Annotated in this window: 16 protein-coding genes and 2 pseudogenes; 6 read left to right on the top strand and 12 right to left on the bottom strand. The window is 72.3% G+C overall.

Translation table 11 applies throughout. The features are described 5' to 3' along the window. Positions 1 to 5: 5 nt before the first annotated feature. The 3 genes and pseudogenes from ACSU6Z_RS29775 to ACSU6Z_RS29765 all read right to left on the bottom strand — a co-directional run bounded on the left by ACSU6Z_RS29775 (position 6) and on the right by ACSU6Z_RS29765 (position 1439). Entirely contained in the window at positions 6 to 626 is a 621-nt protein-coding gene (locus tag ACSU6Z_RS29775) for a dihydrofolate reductase family protein (protein ID WP_437050755.1), read from the bottom strand. After that, positions 626 to 1132: pseudogene (locus ACSU6Z_RS29770) on the bottom strand (SRPBCC family protein). The gene ACSU6Z_RS29775 and the pseudogene ACSU6Z_RS29770 overlap by 1 nt, the downstream one beginning before the upstream one ends. A 4-nt stretch (positions 1133 to 1136) precedes the next feature. After that, on the bottom strand, positions 1137 to 1439 hold the full coding sequence (locus tag ACSU6Z_RS29765) for an ArsR/SmtB family transcription factor (protein WP_437050804.1): 303 nt from the start codon (positions 1437 to 1439) through the stop codon (positions 1137 to 1139). Here ACSU6Z_RS29765 and ACSU6Z_RS29760 point away from each other — a divergent pair. Next, positions 1333 to 1671 carry a hypothetical protein gene (locus tag ACSU6Z_RS29760; protein ID WP_437050753.1) on the top strand — a complete coding sequence of 113 codons (339 nt, stop codon included), beginning with the start codon at positions 1333 to 1335 and terminating at the stop codon, positions 1669 to 1671. The two genes, ACSU6Z_RS29765 and ACSU6Z_RS29760, sit on opposite strands and share 107 nt — an antisense overlap. Before the next feature lie 310 nt (positions 1672 to 1981). Next, complete coding sequence (locus tag ACSU6Z_RS29755) at positions 1982 to 2551, top strand: TIGR03086 family metal-binding protein (RefSeq protein WP_437050751.1); 570 nt, start codon at positions 1982 to 1984, stop codon at positions 2549 to 2551. A gap of 154 nt (positions 2552 to 2705) precedes the next feature. Here the strand turns inward: ACSU6Z_RS29755 and ACSU6Z_RS29750 are convergent. The 3 genes and pseudogenes from ACSU6Z_RS29750 to ACSU6Z_RS29740 all read right to left on the bottom strand — a co-directional run. Continuing rightward, positions 2706 to 2898 (bottom strand): annotated as a pseudogene (locus ACSU6Z_RS29750) (helix-turn-helix domain-containing protein); the annotation flags it as partial. Positions 2899 to 3350: 452 nt separating this feature from the next. After that, positions 3351 to 4736 carry an FAD-binding oxidoreductase gene (locus ACSU6Z_RS29745; protein WP_437050749.1) on the bottom strand — a complete coding sequence of 462 codons (1386 nt, stop codon included), beginning with the start codon at positions 4734 to 4736 and terminating at the stop codon, positions 3351 to 3353. Between the two features lie 20 nt (positions 4737 to 4756). Continuing rightward, on the bottom strand, positions 4757 to 6304 hold the full coding sequence (locus ACSU6Z_RS29740) for a methyltransferase domain-containing protein (protein WP_437050748.1): 1548 nt from the start codon (positions 6302 to 6304) through the stop codon (positions 4757 to 4759). 286 nt (positions 6305 to 6590) lie between these two features. Between ACSU6Z_RS29740 and ACSU6Z_RS29735 the strand changes: the two genes are divergently transcribed. Together ACSU6Z_RS29735 and ACSU6Z_RS29730 are read left to right on the top strand one after the other, a co-directional pair. Then, complete coding sequence (locus ACSU6Z_RS29735; protein ID WP_437050746.1) at positions 6591 to 7760, top strand: epoxide hydrolase family protein; 1170 nt, start codon at positions 6591 to 6593, stop codon at positions 7758 to 7760. 61 nt (positions 7761 to 7821) lie between these two features. Beyond that, complete coding sequence (locus tag ACSU6Z_RS29730; protein WP_437050744.1) at positions 7822 to 9225, top strand: extracellular solute-binding protein; 1404 nt, start codon at positions 7822 to 7824, stop codon at positions 9223 to 9225. Positions 9226 to 9481: 256 nt separating this feature from the next. On the opposite strand, the gene ACSU6Z_RS29725 is transcribed toward ACSU6Z_RS29730, so the two are convergent. The 6 genes from ACSU6Z_RS29725 to ACSU6Z_RS29700 all read right to left on the bottom strand — a co-directional run bounded on the left by ACSU6Z_RS29725 (position 9482) and on the right by ACSU6Z_RS29700 (position 15327). Further along, a complete protein-coding gene (locus ACSU6Z_RS29725) occupies positions 9482 to 9706 on the bottom strand; it encodes a DUF6052 family protein (protein WP_437050743.1) in 225 nt (74 codons plus the stop codon). Next, entirely contained in the window at positions 9678 to 10985 is a 1308-nt protein-coding gene (locus ACSU6Z_RS29720; RefSeq protein WP_437050741.1) for a phenylacetate--CoA ligase family protein, read from the bottom strand. The genes ACSU6Z_RS29725 and ACSU6Z_RS29720 overlap by 29 nt, the downstream gene beginning before the upstream one ends. A gap of 95 nt (positions 10986 to 11080) precedes the next feature. Then, a complete protein-coding gene (locus tag ACSU6Z_RS29715; protein ID WP_437050739.1) occupies positions 11081 to 11734 on the bottom strand; it encodes an anthranilate synthase component II in 654 nt (217 codons plus the stop codon). Next, on the bottom strand, positions 11731 to 13209 hold the full coding sequence (locus ACSU6Z_RS29710; RefSeq protein ID WP_437050737.1) for an anthranilate synthase component I family protein: 1479 nt from the start codon (positions 13207 to 13209) through the stop codon (positions 11731 to 11733). Before ACSU6Z_RS29710 ends, ACSU6Z_RS29715 begins: the two co-directional genes overlap by 4 nt. Positions 13210 to 13225: 16 nt before the next feature. Further along, positions 13226 to 14659, bottom strand: coding sequence for a phenylacetate--CoA ligase family protein (locus ACSU6Z_RS29705; protein ID WP_437050736.1), 1434 nt, complete (start codon positions 14657 to 14659; stop codon positions 13226 to 13228). Next, a complete protein-coding gene (locus tag ACSU6Z_RS29700) occupies positions 14656 to 15327 on the bottom strand; it encodes a flavodoxin family protein (protein WP_437050734.1) in 672 nt (223 codons plus the stop codon). Before ACSU6Z_RS29700 ends, ACSU6Z_RS29705 begins: the two co-directional genes overlap by 4 nt. A 225-nt stretch (positions 15328 to 15552) precedes the next feature. Here ACSU6Z_RS29700 and ACSU6Z_RS29695 point away from each other — a divergent pair, with 225 nt between their 5' ends. Together ACSU6Z_RS29695 and ACSU6Z_RS29690 are read left to right on the top strand one after the other, a co-directional pair. Further along, positions 15553 to 15948: an SRPBCC family protein gene (locus tag ACSU6Z_RS29695; protein ID WP_437050732.1), complete on the top strand. Its 396-nt coding sequence runs from the start codon at positions 15553 to 15555 to the stop codon at positions 15946 to 15948. Positions 15949 to 16084: 136 nt separating this feature from the next. Next, a complete protein-coding gene (locus ACSU6Z_RS29690; RefSeq protein ID WP_437050731.1) occupies positions 16085 to 17404 on the top strand; it encodes an acyltransferase family protein in 1320 nt (439 codons plus the stop codon). Positions 17405 to 17748 lie beyond the last annotated feature (344 nt).

Below are 17748 nucleotides of genomic sequence, written 5' to 3'. Positions count from 1 at the left end.
GACAGCTACCGCCCCCGGACGGTGTAGGTCAGGTGCGTCACCCTCGGGGAGGGCTCCGCGCGGACCTGCTCCAAGGCCACGCGGCCCGCGTCCACGCCCTCGAACAGGCGGATTCCGGAGCCGAACAGCACGGGTGACAGCGCGATCGAGAACTCGTCGATCAGGCCGGCGTTCACGTACTCCAGGATCGTCGCGCCGCCGCCCGCGATGCGGACGTCGCGGTCGCCGGCGGCCTCGCGAGCCTGGTCGAGCGCGGTCTCGATGCCGTCGTTGACGAAGTGGAAGGTGGTCCCGCCGGGCCGCTCCCAGGGGTCGCGCTTCTCGTGCGTCACGACGAAGACCGGCGTGTGGAACGGCGCCTCCTCCGGCCACATCTGCTCGCCGGCGTCGAACATGCGCTTGCCCATCACGCTCGCGCCGGTGCGCTCGAACGTCTCCCGCACGATGTCGTTGTCGCGCCCCTCCTCGCCGCCCTCGCCCAGCTTCAGGTTCTCCCGGAAGAACCGCTGCGGGAAGATCCACCGCTGGAGTTCCATCCACTGCTGCCCCATCAAGTCCTCGCGGGACTCGGGCGCGATGAACCCGTCCAGCGACATCGACACGCTGAAGAACACCTTCCCGGCCATCAGCCCTCGACTCCCTTCCGAACGATCTCGGTGACGTAGGCCGCCAGGTTGCTCAGGGTCTGCCGGCCGCCCTCGATCGCGTGGTACTTCTCGACCGCCTCGTCGCGCTGCTCCTTGGTGGGGAACACCGTGTGCATCTCGATCCGGGTCGCCGCACCGTCGGGCGTGAACGTCAGGACCGACTCGAAGGCGTTCGGGTCGTCGCGGGTCTCACCGTGGAGCATCGCGATCCGTTCCGGCGGGGCGAGCTCGGTCCAGGAGATCCACTCCTGGTAGTCCGTCCCGTCCGGTCCGTGCATCACGAAGTCCCACTCCCCGCCGACGCGGAACTCGAACGCCCGCATGGTGGTGGTGAACCCTTCCGGCCCTCACCACTGCGACAGGTGCCGCACCTCGGTGAAAGCCTCGAACACCAGCTCCCGTGGGGCGTCGATGATCCGGGAGATGACGATCTCGCGGTCGGCTGTCGCCGACTGCGCCGGCGTTCCTTGTTCTGCCGTGCTCATCCAGCTACTCCGCTTTCCTTGTCCGCTTCAGGTCCTGCACGTAGGCGTCCAGTCGATCGAAGCTCTCGTTCCAGAACTGCTCGAAACCACCGGCCCACTCGTGGACGGGCCGCAGTCCGCTGGCGTCAAGGCCGTACAGGCGCTGCTTGCCTGCCTTGCGGTCCCGCACCAGCCCGACCTCCCGGAGCACCCGCAGGTGTTTGGACGCCCCCGGCTGGGTCATCCCCAACTCCTGGGCCAACTCCGTCACCGACCGCTCACCCGCCCGCAGCAGCACCAGGATCTCCCGGCGCTGCGGCTCGGCGATCGCATTGAAGACGTCCGCCCGCGAGCGCGGTCGTCACGGAGGGCGCCCCAAGGTCGTCGACGACGATATGGCCGACCACGCCCGTGCCCTGCGCACCCAGGGCGTCACGGTTCCGCAGATCGCCCGCGAGCTCGTCATCCCCTCGGGCAAGAACAAGGGCGAGCACCCCTCAATCACCACCGTCTACCGCCTCCTCGCCGAAGCCGAAGCGTTCGACGACACCGATGAGTGAGCGGGGCGCCTTCGATTCAAAAGCTACTGGCGGTTACTTGTCACCCGGTTCGGCGCTCGTCAACGACACGTGGGCCGTGGGTTCAGCGTGACCGAGGGACTTTCACCGGGAACCCGCGGCGTCTTCTGCAGGTGCGCTCGGAAGTGCGGTGGGTCCGTCGTCGCCGACTCCGGTGAGCGGGGCAGGTGTCTGCGACAGCTGCCCCTCATCGACGCTCAGCGATCGCGCGGTCGCCCGTTTCGGCAGGGCTTCTTCGCACCGATGCAAATTCCGTGGGCAGCCGGACAGTTGAACGCCGTAGTCTCCTCGGATGACTACCGTTTCCGTCGAAGATCTCGCACGTGCATGCAAATCCGTCGGCGACCTGCTCGACGAGGTCCGCCCCGAGCAGTGGAAGGAGCCGACGCCGTGCGCGGAATGGAACGTGCGCGAGGTGGTGGCCCACCTGGTCGGCATGGACCTGGTGTTCGCAGCCATGATCGAGGGCGGCCCGATGCCCGAACGCGGAGCAGACCGCCTCGGTGACGACCCGGTCGGCGCCTACCGGTCCTCCAGTGCTTCGCTGCTGGCGGCTTTCTCCCGCCCCGGGGTGCTGGAGCGGAGTTATCGCGGCCCGTTGGGGAGTGCCACGGGCGCCGAGCGCTTGCAGATCCGCCTGTACGATCTGCTCGCTCACGGATGGGACCTCGCCCAGGCCACCCGAATCCCTGTCCGGCTGCCCGAAGACGTTGCCGAGCGGGCCCTGGCTTTCGCTCAGGCCCAGCTCTCCACCCAGTCCCGAGCGGGACGATTCGCCGAGCCGCAACCCGTCGAGGAGACCGCTCCGGCCATCGATCGCCTCGCCGCGTTCCTCGGCCGGCCGGTCCCACCGCAGCTGTGAGACCGATCGAGTGCAACCGACCGCCCCGAAGCCACGCCCGCTGATGATCTCCGGGCATTGATGGATGCAGGCCGTAGCGCCTGATGGGCAGGGGGACTCATTCGTTCCTGGCGGTCTGCTCGATCTGGTCGTCGGGCGGGTTCTGGGCGATGGCCGCACAGCACCGCGCAGATGACGTCGAGCTCATCGAGCTTGACGGTATTCGGCCGACCGGACCACGGCCCCGACATCTTCCCTGCGCTGATCACAACGCCACGCTCGGCGAGCATCCGCTGGAGTTCGCCGGCCTTCCGGAGCCTCGTCGATCCGCGGACCCACGTCGGCCGCCAGCCGGGCCACCGCGTAATCACGGGCGGCCGGGCCGAATGTGCGGCAGGTCACCAGCCCCTCGCGCCATCCGGCGAACAGTGCCTCGATCTCCGCTTCGCTGGGCGGGATCCGCGGTTGCGGTCCCACCGAGGCCCGCGGCCGGTTCATCTCGACCAGCGGGCACTCGACAACGCGGCCGGTGAGGTCGTGCAGCTCGACCTTGTGCCGCAGCTCAAGGAACTGGAAGAATCTGGAAGAACCTGGAAGAACACCGCCAGTGCGCCCACCCGGCCGGTCCGGGTCGACGGTTTGGCGTCGCGCAGCACCGCGCCGAGATGGACGTCGGCGTCGGAGGGCTCCATCTCCCGCACCGGACGGGGTAACAGGCCAGGTCCAGGCACTCTCAGTGGTGCCAGGACCTGGGGGACGAACGCGGAACTCGGGGACTGTTGCTCACCCGGCAAGGAGGACCGCCCCGGCCTCGTGGCCCTCAGCCGGCCGCGGTCGCGCCGGGCGCGATGTCACCGGCGAACCGGCCGCGGGGGTCGATCCGCGCCCGCACCCGGTCCACGGCGCTCCTGGCCTCGGCGTCGAGATGGCACTGCGGCCGGTCCGCCCCCTCGACCAGGGAAGGCACCGTGCGGCCCGTGTCCCAGGGCGCCAGGGCGGACCGGACGGTGGCGCAGTGCGCCTCCAGGTCCGCCGCGGTGACCGGCCCGAACGGCGGACCGGAGCCCATGTAGGCGTACGCCGCGTCCACCCGGTTCAACACGCCGCCGCGCGGGTCGGCGTCGGCGAACGCCCCGCCGAGCTGACGCAGCGTCGCCACGGCCAGCGGGGATCCCGATCCCTCGCCGACGACGTCCAGGAACGCGTCGACCGCATCGTCGCCGAGATCGGCGAGGAGCAGGTGGTCGCCGATGAAGGGGACCGGTTCGGCCGGGTCCATGTGGGCGTCGAGCACGCCGGCGGCGTCGGTCAGCGCCCAGGTGTCCATCAGCGGTTCGGCCAGGCCGCGCAGTGGTGCGAGCAGGTCCTCGGCCTGCCGCCGGGCCTGGGCCACCTCCTCCCGCGACGCGGCGAGCACGGCACCGTCGACGCACAGCACCGGGCCGGCCGCCAGGGCGGGCGGCACCCCGGGGACCGGCGGCAGGTTCATCACCCGCAGCGACGTGGTCGCCCGGCGCGGCGCCTCCTTCGCCCAGTCGCGCCAGGCCCTGAGCAACGGACGGGCATGGGCCGCGGACCAGTAGGCGGCTCCGGTGACCACCTTCGCCACGGTGAACAGCTCGACCTCGACGGCGGTGACGACCCCGAAACCGCCTCCGCCGCCGCGCAGGGCCCACAGCAGTTCGGGATCGGTCGCGGCGTCCGCGCGGACCAGTTCGCCGTCGGCGGTGACGAGTTCGACCGCACGCACACGGTTGGCGGCCAGCCCCGTGTACCGGCCGTAGAAGCTGACTCCCCCACCGAGCAGATAGCCGACGACACCGACGTGGGCGGCCGAGCCGTGCGGGGCGGCCAGGCCGTGGGGCGCGGCCGCGGCGACGACCTCGCCCCAGGTGGCGCCGGCCGGCACCCGGGCGGTCCGGCGCTCGGCGTCGACGACGACGGGGCCGTCCAGACGGGTACGGATGAGCAGGCCGCCGTCGACGGCCGGGCGGGCGCCGGCGGCGTGTCCGGTGGTGTGCACGCGCACGGGCAGGTCCCGGGCGTCGGCCTCGCGCACGGCGGCACGGACCTCGGCCACGCTGCGCGCGGTCACGGCCACCGCCGGCCGCGCCGGGGCGGCGAGGTTGAAGACCGCCGCGGCCTCGTCGTACTCCGCCGTGCCCGGGGCCGCGCAGGCCACCGGGAGGACATCGTGCTGACGCATGGCAGGGTTCCTCCCGTATGTCACTTCTCACGCACGGCCGTGAGGAAAACGAACGTGCCCGGGCCGCTCTCCTCGCGCACCGTCAGGCCGGCGTCGGCCAGCCAGCGCTTGAGTTCTTGCGGGTCGAACAGTTGCAGGCCGCCCCGGTGCTGGGGGAAGCGATGGGCGGACTGGAAGTAGCGGTAGACCGGGTCGTCGGAGCGGCGGAAGGTCATCAGGGTGAAGGTGCCGCCCGGCCGCAGCACCCGGCCCACCTCGGCGACCGCCGCGGCGGCGTCGGCGTAGAACGCCTGCAGCGCGTTCCAGCAGACCACCGCGCCCACGGAGGCATCCTCGAAGGGCAGTTCGGCGGCGGACGCCAGTACGGAGGGGACCCGCGGCAACCGTCCGCGCAGCACGTTGAGCATGGGCAGCGCGCTGTCCAGGGCGATGAGCCGCTCGGCGCCCACCGTCTCGGCGACGACGGCGGTCCAGCGGCCGGCGCCGGCCCCCAGGTCGAGGACGGGGCCCTCCACGGGCCGGACGTGTTCGGCGAGGTAGCGGTCCTCGTCCTCCTCGGTGACCGCGCCGCCCCAGTTGGAGCCGGACACCCGCAGGAAGGCGGGACGGGCGACGGCCTCGTAGAACAGCCCCATGCTGGGCACCCGGGACAGCTTCTCCAGGAAATCGGCGGCGTCGCCCTCGTGACCGGCGGTCGCGGTCAGGTCGAGGATGCCGCCGGCGACCGGGTAGCGGGCCGTGCAGCCGGAGCAGCGCACGACGCCCTCGTCGCAGGTCAGGGAGGCCTGGCAGGAGGGGCAGCGCAGCGCGCCCAGGTGCGGGGCGAACAGGGCCGAGTCGGCGACGGGGAGGCTGATGTCACGGCGCTCGGGGAGGGGGGCGGCGGGCAGGTTGCGCGGATCGCCGTGGCACACCGCCCAGTACGCGCGGGCGCCGGTGCAGCCGAGGACGGTACGGGTGTCGTCCTCCCAGGCCGCCACGGTCTGCGCCGGCGTCAGTCCACCGATCCAGCTCCGGTCGAAGGCGCGCTCCTGCTCGTTCAGGGTCCACACCGACGGCGAGGGCCACACCCGGCCGAGGTCCGGGCGGGACGGGTCGAGCGCGCTGAGCGACCGGTCCAGCCGGGAGAGGTCCTCCGCCTCCAGGTCCAGCCGCGAGACCGCGGCGAGGATCCGCTCGCGTTCGCCCGGGAAGTGCGACAGCAGGTAGAGCAGGGCGAGGGTGAGCGGCGTGCCGATGTCCTCGCCGGCCAGCAACTCGAGGTAGACGTCCAGCCGGCTGCGTACGGCGCGGGTGAGCGGGCCGTCCAGGTCCGGGTACTCCGTCTCGGCCAGCAGACCCAGCAGGACGGCCAGGTACCCCTTGCGCTCGGTGCCGGCCCGCTCCAGGGCCGTCACGAGCGACGGCACCGCGGCCGGGGCGTCCGCGCTCGCCCGGCCGTCGTCCCACAGGGCGGCCACCAGGGCGTGAAAACGCGCGGGCACCTCGTCCGGCGCGGCGCGCACGAACCGCTCGGCGAGACCGACGGCCGGGGCATGAGCGGGGGCGGGGGCGGGGGAGACGGTCATCTGCGGTGTCCTTTCCTGGATCGGTGCGGCAGGCGCCGGCACCGCGCGCGATGCGCCACGCTTCCAGGGGCCGCAGGACCGCCGCATCTTCCGGGCTGCGCTCCTGCGCCCCGCGGACCCGCGGGCGGTCCGGCGCAGCAATCCGCAAGATGCGGGCGGCTCCGGGGGCGGCGGACGATACAGCCGGGCGCTCCGGGTGGTCCGGGAACCGGTCCCGCTGCGTGGGAGTCCGCCCGTGTTCCCCCGATTCCCGGCCGCCCGGCGGCCAGCCTCCGACGGAGCCCTCATGCGACCCTTCCGCATCGACATCCCGCAGGACCAGCTCGACCAGCTGCACCGGCGCCTGGACGCGACCCGCTGGCCGGGCGAGCTGCCCGGTGTCGGCTGGGACCGCGGGGTGCCGCTGGGGTACCTCAAGGAGCTCGTCGCGTACTGGCGCCACTCCTTCGACTGGCGCGCCGCGGAGGCCGAGCTGAACGCCCACCCGCAGTTCACCGAGGAGATCGACGGTGCCCGCGTGCACTTCCTGCACGTGCGCTCCCCCGAGCCCGACGCGACGCCGCTGCTGCTCACCCACGGCTGGCCGGGTTCCGTCGCCGAGTTCCTGGACGTGATCGGGCCGCTGAGCGACCCGCGGGCGCACGGCGGGGATCCGTCGGACGCCTTCCACCTGGTCATCCCGTCCATCCCGGGCTACGGGTTCTCCACGCTGCCCGAGGCGGGCTGGGACACCGCGCGGATCGCCCGCGCCTGGGCCGAGCTGATGGCCCGCCTGGGCTACGGCCGTTACCTCGCGCAGGGCGGCGACGCCGGAGCGGTGATCTCCCTGGAACTCGGCCGCACCGACCCCGGGCACGTCATCGGCGTCCACGTGAACATGCTGATGACCTTCCCCTCCGGTGACCCCGCCGAGCTGGCCGGTCTCGACGAGCGCGACCTGGAACGCCTGGGCGGACTGGCCCGCTTCGACGCGGAGCTCTCCGGTTACATGAAGCTGCAGCAGACCCGCCCGCAGACGCTCGCCTACGCGCTCACCGACTCCCCGGCCGGCCAGCTCGCCTGGATCGTGGAGAAGTTCCGGGACTGGACGGGCGCGACGGAGCGGCCCGAGGACGCGGTCGACCGCGACCGCCTGCTGACGAACGTCACGATCTACTGGCTGACGGCGACGGCAGGCTCGTCCGCCCAGTTCTACTACGAGGGCGCGGCCGGCGTGCGCGCCGCGGCGGCCGGGACCGTGCCGCCGCCGCTGACCGTGCCGGTGGGCGTCGCCGTCTTCCCCGACGACATCTTCGTCCCCGTCCGCAGCCTCGCCGACCGGGACATCCCCACCATCACGCACTGGACCGAGTTCGAGCGGGGCGGCCACTTCGCCGCGCTGGAACAGCCCACCGCGCTCACCGGCGACATCCGCGCCTTCGCCCGCACCCTGCGTCCCGTGGCCGCGGCGGCCTGACGGCACGGTGGGACGCGCCCCGACGGTTCGACAAGACAGACCTAGAGAGACGAGGCCCCGCATGACCGCCAGGACCGTGATCGACGTCTGGGTGGCCGACCTGACGTTCCCCGGCTACATGGACCGGCTCCACCGGCTCGGAGCCGAGTTCGAGAAGGCGCATCCCGAGTACCGGATCAACATCGAGGGCCGGGATTTCCGGCTGCTGTCCCAGCAGATCGCCCAGGCCGCGGACGCCGGGCGGCCGCCGGCGGTCGCGGAGTACTACTTCGCGGTCACCCAGGCGGCCCGGGACTCGCGCACCCGCGACGGCCGCCCCCTGTTCACCTCGGTGCAGAAGGCGATCGCCGGCCGCACCGAGATCCTCGGCGAGCCGGTGGTCGTCGACGACCTCCTGCCGGCCGTGCGCGAGCACTACTCGCCGGGCGGCGACCTCACCTCGATGCCCGCCGTGGTCACCGCCATGCTGATCTACGGCAACAAGACGGTCCTGGACCGGGCCGGTGTCACCTCCCTGCCCACGACGTGGGGCGGGATCGAGGCGGCCTGCGAGGCGGTGGCGGCCCTGCCGGACGGGCCCCCGCACGGCATCACCTGGGCCAACCACGGCCTGTTCTTCCAGCAGGCGCTCGCGGTGCAGGGCGGCGAGCTCGCCGACAACGCCAACGGCCGCGCGGGCCGGGCGAGCCGGCTGGACCTCGCCTCGCGGGAGATGCTCACCTGGGCCTCGTGGTGGCGCGAGCTGCACCGCAGGGGCCACTACCTCTACACCGGCAAGATCCCGGACTGGGAGGGCAACCTCAAGGCGTTCGCCGACCAGGACGTGGCGCTGCGCATCACCTCCTCCAACGACCTCAACTACATGGCGACGGCGGCGCGGAACGCCGGGTTCGAGATGTCCGTCGGCCGCTTCCCCCACCGCGACGGCGAGCCCTACGGGGGCAACATCATCGCCGGCACCTCGCTGTGGCTGGCGAACGGCCTCGACGAGGTCACCCAGGACGGCGCGCTGGCGTTCATGCAGTTCCTGAACAACCCGCGCAACGCCGCCGACCGGCACATCGCCTCCAGCTTCGTCCCGGTCACCCGCTCCTCCTACCGCCTGCTGGAGGAGGAGGGCTGGTTCGACGCGCACCCCCACCACCGCCTGGCCAGCGAGCAGCTCGGCTCCTACGCCGAGGGCGCGGGCGTGCCGCCGTGCCGCGGCGCCCTGTTCGGGGACTTCGCCGGTGCGCAGGACGTCATGACCCGCGCGATGGACGACGTGCTGCGGCGCGGTGCCGGGCCCGGCCGGCGGTTCGCCGAGGCCACCACCGAGGCCCAGGAGCTGCTCGACGCCTACGAGAAGGACCGGGTCGTCAACGGGGTGCGCAGCGCCGAGAGCCTGCGGGTGGAGTACTTCCGCGACGCGGAGGCCTACACCGGCGCCCAGTTGGAGAACGCGGTGAAGGGCACGTCGGACTAGGGTCTCTCGTTCGGATCGTGCCGGGCTCGCGGGGCCTGGTGCCGTGCCTCGCCGCGTCGTCGTCGGTTGCCGTGGCTCCGCCATGGCGCCCTCCTCCGCCTTGCGATGCACGGCACCGGGTCCCGCTCCCTGATCCGACCTGATCCAAACGAAAGACCCCAGGCCCGCCGCACGGGGAGAGCAGAGGGGGCGGACCGGCCGGTCCGCCCCCTCGGTGCTGTGCCGCCGGGCGCCGTGCCCGGCGGCCGGTGCCGTCTCAGGCCGCCCGGGTGATGCCGGCGACCCGGCGGCCGTCCTCTTGGTAGTAGTCGTCGAGCTCGACCGCCTGCCCGTCGAGGGCGACCCGCAGTTCGGCCAGGGCGCCGCGCAGTGCGGCGCCGACCGCCGGTACCCGGCAGGTGCCGGAGAGGTCCGCCAGGGCGCGGTAGCTCTCCAGCAGCCGGTCGCGCTGCTCAGGCGTGAGTGAGGTGTCGTTCGTCATGAAGTCGTGCCGCCTTCCACTTGGTCCGGGGCAGGCTGCCCGGCGGGGCGAGCTCCACCTGCGGCCGGATGCCGATCTCTCGCTTGAACTCCTCGGCGATGCGGGCGCACAGGGCTGCCGCCGCCTCGCCGGTGACGCCGCCCGCCTCGGCCTGGACATGGATGGTGTCGAGTCCGCGGACGGTGCGGATGGACGACCGGAACTCGCTGACTTCGGTGAAGGCGCGCAGCACGTCCTCGATCATCACCGGGGTGACGGAGACTCCCCGGATCTTGCGCATGTCGTCGACGCGCCTGAGGATGCCGCCGTCGAGGAAGTCCCAGGTCCGGCCGCAGCCGCAGTCGGTGTAGGGCCGCTTGACCACGATGTCCTCGGTCCAGTGGCGGAAGAGGTGCATGCCCTCGCGGTACAGGCCGGTGGTGACGCGCACGCCCTCCTCGCCGTAGCCCACGGGTTCCTTCGTCCGCGGGTGCAGCACCTCCTCGATGACCGTCGGCTCGTTGATGTGGCAGGCGCCGCGCCGCGCGGGGCACTCGAACATGAAGACCGCGCCGAACTCGGTGGTCCCCGCGGCGTTGAACACGCGGGCGCCGAAGGCCTGCTCGATGGTGCGGGTGGTGAAGTCGGAGCGCGGCTCGGCACCGGCCAGGATGATCCGCACGCCCGCGTCACGGGCGAGGTCCACGCCCATCTCGCGCGCGGTCTCGATCAGCCGCATGGCATAGCTGGGGGTGAGGCCGAGGACCTCGATCCGGTGGTCGACGAGCAGCCGGATCACCGCCTGCGAGTCCAGGCCGCCGGCGGGGAAGACGGTGCAGCCGATGCGTTCCAGGGCGTAGTGCATGCCCCAGAAACCGGCGAACAGGCCGTACCCGAAGGCCACCAGGCCCTTGTGGTGGGCGCGCACCCCGTTGGCGTACAGGGCCGTGCAGAACGTGTCCGTGATCCACTTCCAGTCGCGTTCGGTGTCGAACGTGCGCACCGGCGGGTTGCCGCTGGTGCCGCTGGTCTGGTGGTGGCGCACGCCGCGCACCGGGTCGAGCGAGGGCCAGGTGCCGTAGGGCGGTACCGCCCGCTGGGAGGCGAGCAGGTCCGCCTTGTACAGCAAGGGCATGCGTTCGGTGTACTCGGTCATCGAGGTGATGCCCTCGGGGATCCGTTCGGCCCAGAAGGGCGAAGTGCGCCGGGCGTGGTCCAGGGCGCGCCGCAGCCGGCGCCACCGCCACTGCTCCAGCTCCTCGCGGGGCATGGTCTCCGCTGTGCCGTTCCAGTACTCCACGTCGCCTCCGGGAAATGCGTGACGCCAACGCCGAAAGCCCATCACGGGCGCGGCCGGCCGCACATCTCGTTGCGTGCCCTCTTCGCGGCCGCCCGCTACGCCGCCGTGGCGTGGCCGTGCGCGGCGGAGAACCGCCGTACCGCGTCGAGGAAGCCGGAGACGATCCGCAAGCCGTGGTCGGTGCGGAAGCTCTCCGGGTGGAACTGGACGGACTCGATGGGCAGGGTGCGGTGCCGCAGCCCCATCACATAACCGTCGTCGGCGGAGCGGGCGGTGACCTCCAGGCACGCCGGCACGGTCGTCTCGGGCACGATCAGCGAGTGGTACCGGATCGCCGAGAACGGGTCCGGCAGCCCGGTGAACAGGCCCCGTCCGTCGTGCCGGACGGGGCTGGCCTTGCCGTGCACCAGCCGCCGGGCCGGGACCACTTCAGCCCCGTAGGCCCGGCCGATGGCCTGGTGGCCGAGGCAGACGCCGAACAACGGCAGCCTCCCGGCGAAGGCCCGCACGATCTCGACGTGCCCGGAGTCGTCCGGATGCCCGGGACCGGGGCCGAGCAGGATCGCGTCGGGCAGGCACCGTTCGACGTCCGCCAGGCGCAGCGCGTTGGAGCGCACCATGACCGGTTCGGCTCCGGCGGACATCAGGTACTGGCGCAGGATGTCGACGAAGCTGTCGAAGGCGTCGACCACCAGGACGCGCGGCCGCGGGGCGCGGCGCGCTCCCGTCGCGGCGGGCGGGGGCGTCACAGCAGCTCCTTCCCGGTGACCGCCCAGTGGGCGGCACTCATCTTGGCCAGCGTCTCGCGCCACTCGCTCGCCGGTTCCGAGTCGGCGACGACGCCCGCCGAGGCGCGCGTGCGGTAGACGCCGTCGTGGTGGAAGAGGGTGCGGATGCACAGGGCGAGGTTGGTGTACCCCCCGACGTCGATCACGCCGAGCGCGCCCGCGTACAGGCCGCGGCGGCTCTTCTCCAGGGTCTCGATGATCTCCATGGCGCGGATCTTGGGCGTACCGGTCATGGTGCCGGCCGGGAACAGGGCGGCGACGGCGTCGAAGACATCCGTGCCGGTCTCCGCCCGGCCGGTCACGGTCGACACCAGGTGCAGCACGTGGGAGTAGCGCTCGACGGCGAACTCGTCGGGGACCTCCAGGGAGTCCGCCCGGGCGATCCGGCCGATGTCGTTGCGGCACAGGTCCACCAGCATGGTGTGCTCGGCGATCTCCTTGGGGTCCGAGCGCAGCCGCCGCGCGCCCGCCTCGTCGTCGCCGAGGCGCGGCACCGTCCCGGCGATCGGCCGCATGGTGACGGTGCCCCGCTCGATCCGTACGAACAGCTCCGGGCTCGCGCCGATGACGCGCTGTCCGCCGACGCTCGCCAGGTACATGTACGGGGAGGGGTTGCGGCGGCGCAGCCGCCGGTAGACGCCGACGGGGTCGGCGCCGGAGCGGAGGGCCAGTTCGTGGCCGATCTGCACCTGGTAGATGTCGCCGACCGCGATGTGCTCCAGGCACCTCTCCACGTCGCGGCGGAACGTCTCCGGGTCGGTGTCGTCGCTCACCCGCGCCTCGGGGACGACGTCCGCGACGGGCTCGGGCCAGCTGTGTTCGGCGTCCTCCAGCAGCGCGGTGAGCTCCCGGGCGTCCGGCGCCGGCCAGGCGTCGGACTCGTGCAGCAGCAGCTCGGTCCGGTCCTCGGCGGCGTCCCGGACCACCAGGCCCCGGTGGAGGACGAGCTGGACGTCGGGCAGCCCGGGGCGCTGTTCGATGAGGCGGGGCAGGTCCTCCACGTAGCGGGCGGTGTCGTAGCCGAAGTAGCCGAGGAAGCCGAACCGGAACCGGGCGTCCGATCCCGGCGCGTCGAACAGCGCGCGGGCACCGCGCAGCAGCGGCCACAGGCCGGCGGGGGCGCGCAGCCGCAGGGTGCCGTCGGTGTCCTCGGTCACCAGCGGGCGGATGCGCTCCAGCAGCGGCTCGCGCAGCGCGGGGACGCCCTCGACGCGGACGGCCCCGTCGGTGACCGCCACGGACAGCAGCGCCCCGAAGCCCAGGAACTGGTAGCGGCACTCGCGGATCGGGCCCGCCGCGGATTCGAGCAGGTACACGTCGTCGGCGCCGAAGCGCCCGGCCAGGGCCCGGTAGGCGGGCAGCATCGGCACCCGGGGCAGCGGGTGCGTCCGGGTGGTCACACGGACCGCGGCCGGTGCCGGGCGCGGATCGGTCATCAGGGGGTCCTTCGGTTCAGGTGGTGATCGCGTAGCGGTGGGCGACCTGCCGGGCGGTGACGGTCGCGTGGTCGGGGACCGCGCGCAGGTCGAGCACCCGGGCCGCCTTCCAGCTCACGAAGGAACCGGTGTGGGTCACCGGGTCCAGGGCGGTGTCGACGACGACCCGGGCCGAGGCACCGGTCAGCGCGCGCAGCCGCCGTACCACGGCGTCGGCGGTGGCGTCCGGGTCGGCGACCGCGGGCAGCAGGTCCATGCGGACGGTGATCTCGTCGCCGCCGCCGCTCGCGCGCTCGACGACCACCTGGTAGCCCAGGCATCCGCGCACTCCGTCGAGGACCGCGCTCTCCAGCTGGCCCGGGTACAGGCGGGTGCGGCCCAGCGCGATGCGGTCGGCGATCCGGCCCACGACCTCGATCTCGGGTCCCGGAAGCGGTGCGCCGGGTGGCGCGGGGGTGATGCGGACCAGGTCCCCGGTGCGGTAGCGGATCAGGGGCTTGATGCCGTCGACGAGCATGGTCAGGACGAGTTCGCCCTCGCCGGTGTCGCCGAGTGCCCTGCCGCTGTCCGGATCGATCACCTCGGCCAGGTAGTTGGGCACCGACAGGTGGAGCCGGCCGGTGTCGGCTCCCGTGGCGATGCACAGCGCCTCCTGGGAGCCGTACAGCGCGGGGCGCACGACGGCCCGGGGCCACACGGTGGAGACGTTGGCGGCGAACTGCGGCGTGCAGATCTCGCCGAGCACCAGGAACAGCTTCACCGGCAGCCGCGCGAGGTCGTAGCCGTAGTGCAGCGCGGCCTTGGCCAGGCTCAGGCACAGGGCGGGTGCGCAGACGACGACCTCGACGCCGAGCTCCTCGATCAGGCGCAGCGCCTTGCGGAAGCCCACCCGCGGGGACTCGGGCCAGATCTTGACGTGGCAGGCTCCCAGCGAAGCGGTGACGGCGGTGAACACGTCACCGAAGGCGTAGAGTTCGGACGGCCCCATCAGGCCGACGACGGGCATGCGGTCGCCGAAGTGCGCGCGGAACAGCCGCCGCCAGGACTCCTCGACGGCCGCGTTGGACGTGGCGATGTCCTTGGGGCCGCGCGGGCAGGGCGTGGCGGTGCCGGTGGTCCCGTTGGTCTCGTAGTAGACGCTCGCCTCGCTGACCGGGCCCGACAGCACGTCGTGCATCTCGCGGCGCAGGTCGTCCTTGGTGGTGAAGGGCAGCGCCGTCAGGTCCTCGGGGGTGACGCCGTCGATGTCCACACCGGCCAGGTGGCACCGGTAGAACGGGGAGCGGTCGGTCACGTGGCGCAGCACGGTGGTCAGCTGCCGCGCGCGCCAGCGGGCCAGTTCGGACTCGGTGAGTACGCCGTCGTAGAAGGAGCGGCTGACCTTGTGGTACTCGGCGAGGAAGTCGGTGAGGCTCCGGCCGGGAGCGGGGGCGCGCAGCGCGGGGGTCATGCCGGCACCTTCATCTCGTTCAGGGCGAGGCCGACGCGTTCGTTGACGTCACCGGCGGCCAGCAGGTCGTCGCGTCCGGTCAGCCGGCGGTGCTCGTCGAGGAGCTGGATCATGTCGACCATGCGGCGGATCAGACGCTCGACGTTCTTCAGTCCCTCGTCGTCCCGCAGGGCGTCCCCGCGGTGCAGCGCGTGCACCGTCGCGGGGAACCCGCTGCCCACCAGGATCATCCGGTTGAGCAGCGCGTTGGCGGTGAGCTGCGCCCACACCTCGCCGGCGCTGTAGCGGCGGGCGACGGAGATGACGCCGGCGACCTTGTTGCTCAGCGGCCGGTCGAAGCGCAGGTAGCCGACGCCGGCCCGCTCGATGAACGTCTGCATCAGGCTCGCGGTGCCGAAGCCGTGCACCGGGGCGGCGAAGACGATGCCGTCCGCCTCGATCATCTTGCGCACCACGGCGGGCACTCCGTCGGCCACCGCGCAGGGCACGGGGCGGTCGTTGCAGTCGCCGCACGGTCCGCAGCGCTCCATCCGGATGTCACGCAGGTCGACGGTCTCGAACGCGACGCCGCGCTGCTCGGCGATCGCGGCCGCGTACCGGAGGACGTCGGCCGTGTTGCCGTCGCGCTCCGATCCGTTGACGGCGAGGATCTTCAGAGGATGCGTCATGGGATGTCTCCTTCGCGCGGCCGTGGGATCCCCGAAATCGTCATGTCGCCGCCTGCGCCGACGCATCTTCGTAAGTGCTCGGCGCCACCGGCGCCCCGGAAGCGGTGGCGAGGGCCGTCCGGCGCGGGTCCCTGCGCCGCGAACTCAGCACGCAGGAAGATGCGGGCAGTGGTCCCGCCTGCGAGCCTGGGCCAAAATCACTCGCCGACGAATCAGGGAGTTCACGTGGCGAAGCCCACGACCACCGACCAGTATGCGGGGCTCGGCGAGCTCACTTTGTCCCGAGTGTTCGACGCGCCGCGCGAGTTGGTGTTCAGGGCCTTCATCGAACCGGAGCAGTTCGTGAAGTTCTGGGGCCCTGCGGGTACGACGATCGAGCCGTCCAGCGTCACCATCGAGCCCTGGGCCGGCGGACGTTTCGAAAGCACCGCCGTGGCGGACGCGGACGCCACCGAGTACCCGATGAAGTGCACCTTCCTCGCGGTGGTGGAACCGGAGTTGCTGTCCTACACCGACGCCGCGTCGGGGATCTCCTCCAGCATGGTGTTCACCGATCTCGGCGACGGCAGAACCCGGACCTCGGTCTTCCAGGCCCGGGGACGGGTGCCGTCACATCCCTGACGCCCCTCCCCCGGCGCCCTCCTGCCCGGCCCTTCGGGACCGGAGACCCGAAATCGAATGCGCAAGCGAAGAGATGCGGCCTTAGTGGCCGAAAAACGATGCTGGAGCGGCCGATCGAACACAGGAGGTAGCCGCTATGACGGCACTCGGGACCAGGTCCCCCGTGGAAGCGCGCGAGAAAAGACGGATCGCGAACCTGGACGGGGTGCGCGGGATCTGCGCGATGATCGTCGTCTTCACCCATGTCGCATTCAGCACCGGAGTGGTCCTCGGCTCCGAGTCCGGGCCGCCGCAGAAGGGCATCTGGTCCATTCTGGCGGTCGGCCTGGAGGTGGGGCTGGGGCCCTTCTTCATCCTGTCCGGCATGCTGCTGTACAAGCCTTTCGCGCGCGCCACCCTGCGCGGCACGCCCAAGCCCTCCCTGGGCCCGTTCTTCCTGCGGCGCGGTCTGCGGCTCATGCCCGGCTACTGGCTGCTGACCGCCTTCTGCCTGCTGTTCCTCAACTACACCAGCATCGACTCGGTGTGGTACGTGCTGCGTCCGCTGCTGCTGATGCAGGACTACGACTACGTGTGGTACGCGGGCATGGACCCGACTTGGACCATTCCGACCGAGGCGCAGTTCTACCTCGCCCTGCCGCTGCTCGCGCTGCTGATGAACCGGCTGGCCAAGGGTGTCGACGACCCGGCGCGCAAGGTGCGCCGGATGATGATCCCGCTGGGCGTCATGGTGGTCATCGGCTGGGTCTTCGCCGGGTACATGCACATGGAGCACCTCGGTCCCTGGCCGCCCCAGTACTGGTGGCCGTTCAGCCGCCTCGGCCTGTTCGCGGTCGGCATGGGGCTGGCGATCCTGTCGGTCAGGGCGGAGCAGTCGCCGCAGTCGCCGCCGGGCCTGTACCGCGCCGCCGCCAAGCGGCCCGGCCTGTTCTGGCTCGGCGCGCTCGCCTCCTACCTCGTGGTGTGCGCGGCCCCGCTGGGCAACCCCGGAACGTGGGACTACGGAAGCCCCCAGTTCGCGCTCGTCCAGCACCTGGCCTTCCTCGCCTTCGCCTTCCTGCTGATGGTCCCGCTGGTCGCCCCGAAGGCCAGCACGCCGCTGATGGACGCGGTGCTGTCCAACCGCCCCACCCGCTTCCTCGGACGTATCTCCTACGGCCTGTACCTGTGGCACTTCGTCGTGATGTACCTCTGGTTCCGCAGTGGCAGCATCTTCGGCGCTCCGCCCGTGCCGGCCTCCATGCTGATCGGAAGAGTCGGCTTCTGGGAGATGTTCGGCGTGGTCGTCGTCGGCACCATCGCGATCGCGACGGCGAGTTACTACTTCCTCGAGCGTCCGCTGATGCGCGCCGGCGAGAGGTGGATAGCCAAGCGGGAGGCCGCGCGCACCGCGCGCGCCGACGGCCCGGGCGGGCTGCGGCCGCAGCAGCAGGAGCGGCCCGCCTCCGTGGTCTGACCGCCCGCCGGGGCGGCGCGGCCGGTCCGCCCCCGGCCCGCGCCGCCCCCGTCGGCGCCGGGTCCGCCTGCAGGTCCCGCCGCCCCGGCCCCCTCCGCCCTACGACGCCGTGAGGCGCGCTCACCCACTGCCCCGACGGCGTGACAGGCGCCCCCGCCCGCCGCACCGGGTCCCGCCCCGGGCACCTCCAAGGACGGGGGCCGGGACCCGGCCCGCGGGGAGCCACGCACCCGACGCCGCGGGCCCGCACCACCGGCGGGGCTTCCTTCCACCGGCGTCCCCCGGCCTTGGGGACCAACGGAACAGCCGGTATCGCCCGGCCGTCCGGGTACGAGGCGCGTACG

The sequence above is a fragment of the Streptomyces sp. enrichment culture genome (genome assembly GCF_964273145.1).
Taxonomy (GTDB): Bacteria; Actinomycetota; Actinomycetes; order Streptomycetales; family Streptomycetaceae; genus Streptomyces.
Note: the sequence above shows the minus strand (reverse complement) of the source record. Positions and strands in the feature narration are given on the sequence as shown.

Bases quoted from the DNA above. Each gene is read 5' to 3' on its own strand.
- ACSU6Z_RS29775 (WP_437050755.1), bottom strand. From the start codon at position 626: ATGGCCGGGAAGGTGTTCTTCAGCGTGTCGATGTCGCTGGACGGGTTC.
- ACSU6Z_RS29705 (WP_437050736.1), bottom strand. From the start codon at position 14,659: ATGACCCCCGCGCTGCGCGCCCCCGCTCCCGGCCGGAGCCTCACCGAC.
- ACSU6Z_RS29730 (WP_437050744.1), top strand. From the start codon at position 7,822: ATGACCGCCAGGACCGTGATCGACGTCTGGGTGGCCGACCTGACGTTC.
- ACSU6Z_RS29740 (WP_437050748.1), bottom strand. From the start codon at position 6,304: ATGACCGTCTCCCCCGCCCCCGCCCCCGCTCATGCCCCGGCCGTCGGT.
- ACSU6Z_RS29755 (WP_437050751.1), top strand. From the start codon at position 1,982: ATGACTACCGTTTCCGTCGAAGATCTCGCACGTGCATGCAAATCCGTC.
- ACSU6Z_RS29690 (WP_437050731.1), top strand. From the start codon at position 16,085: ATGACGGCACTCGGGACCAGGTCCCCCGTGGAAGCGCGCGAGAAAAGA.
- ACSU6Z_RS29745 (WP_437050749.1), bottom strand. From the start codon at position 4,736: ATGCGTCAGCACGATGTCCTCCCGGTGGCCTGCGCGGCCCCGGGCACG.
- ACSU6Z_RS29725 (WP_437050743.1), bottom strand. From the start codon at position 9,706: ATGACGAACGACACCTCACTCACGCCTGAGCAGCGCGACCGGCTGCTG.
- ACSU6Z_RS29735 (WP_437050746.1), top strand. From the start codon at position 6,591: ATGCGACCCTTCCGCATCGACATCCCGCAGGACCAGCTCGACCAGCTG.
- ACSU6Z_RS29710 (WP_437050737.1), bottom strand. From the start codon at position 13,209: ATGACCGATCCGCGCCCGGCACCGGCCGCGGTCCGTGTGACCACCCGG.
- ACSU6Z_RS29700 (WP_437050734.1), bottom strand. From the start codon at position 15,327: ATGACGCATCCTCTGAAGATCCTCGCCGTCAACGGATCGGAGCGCGAC.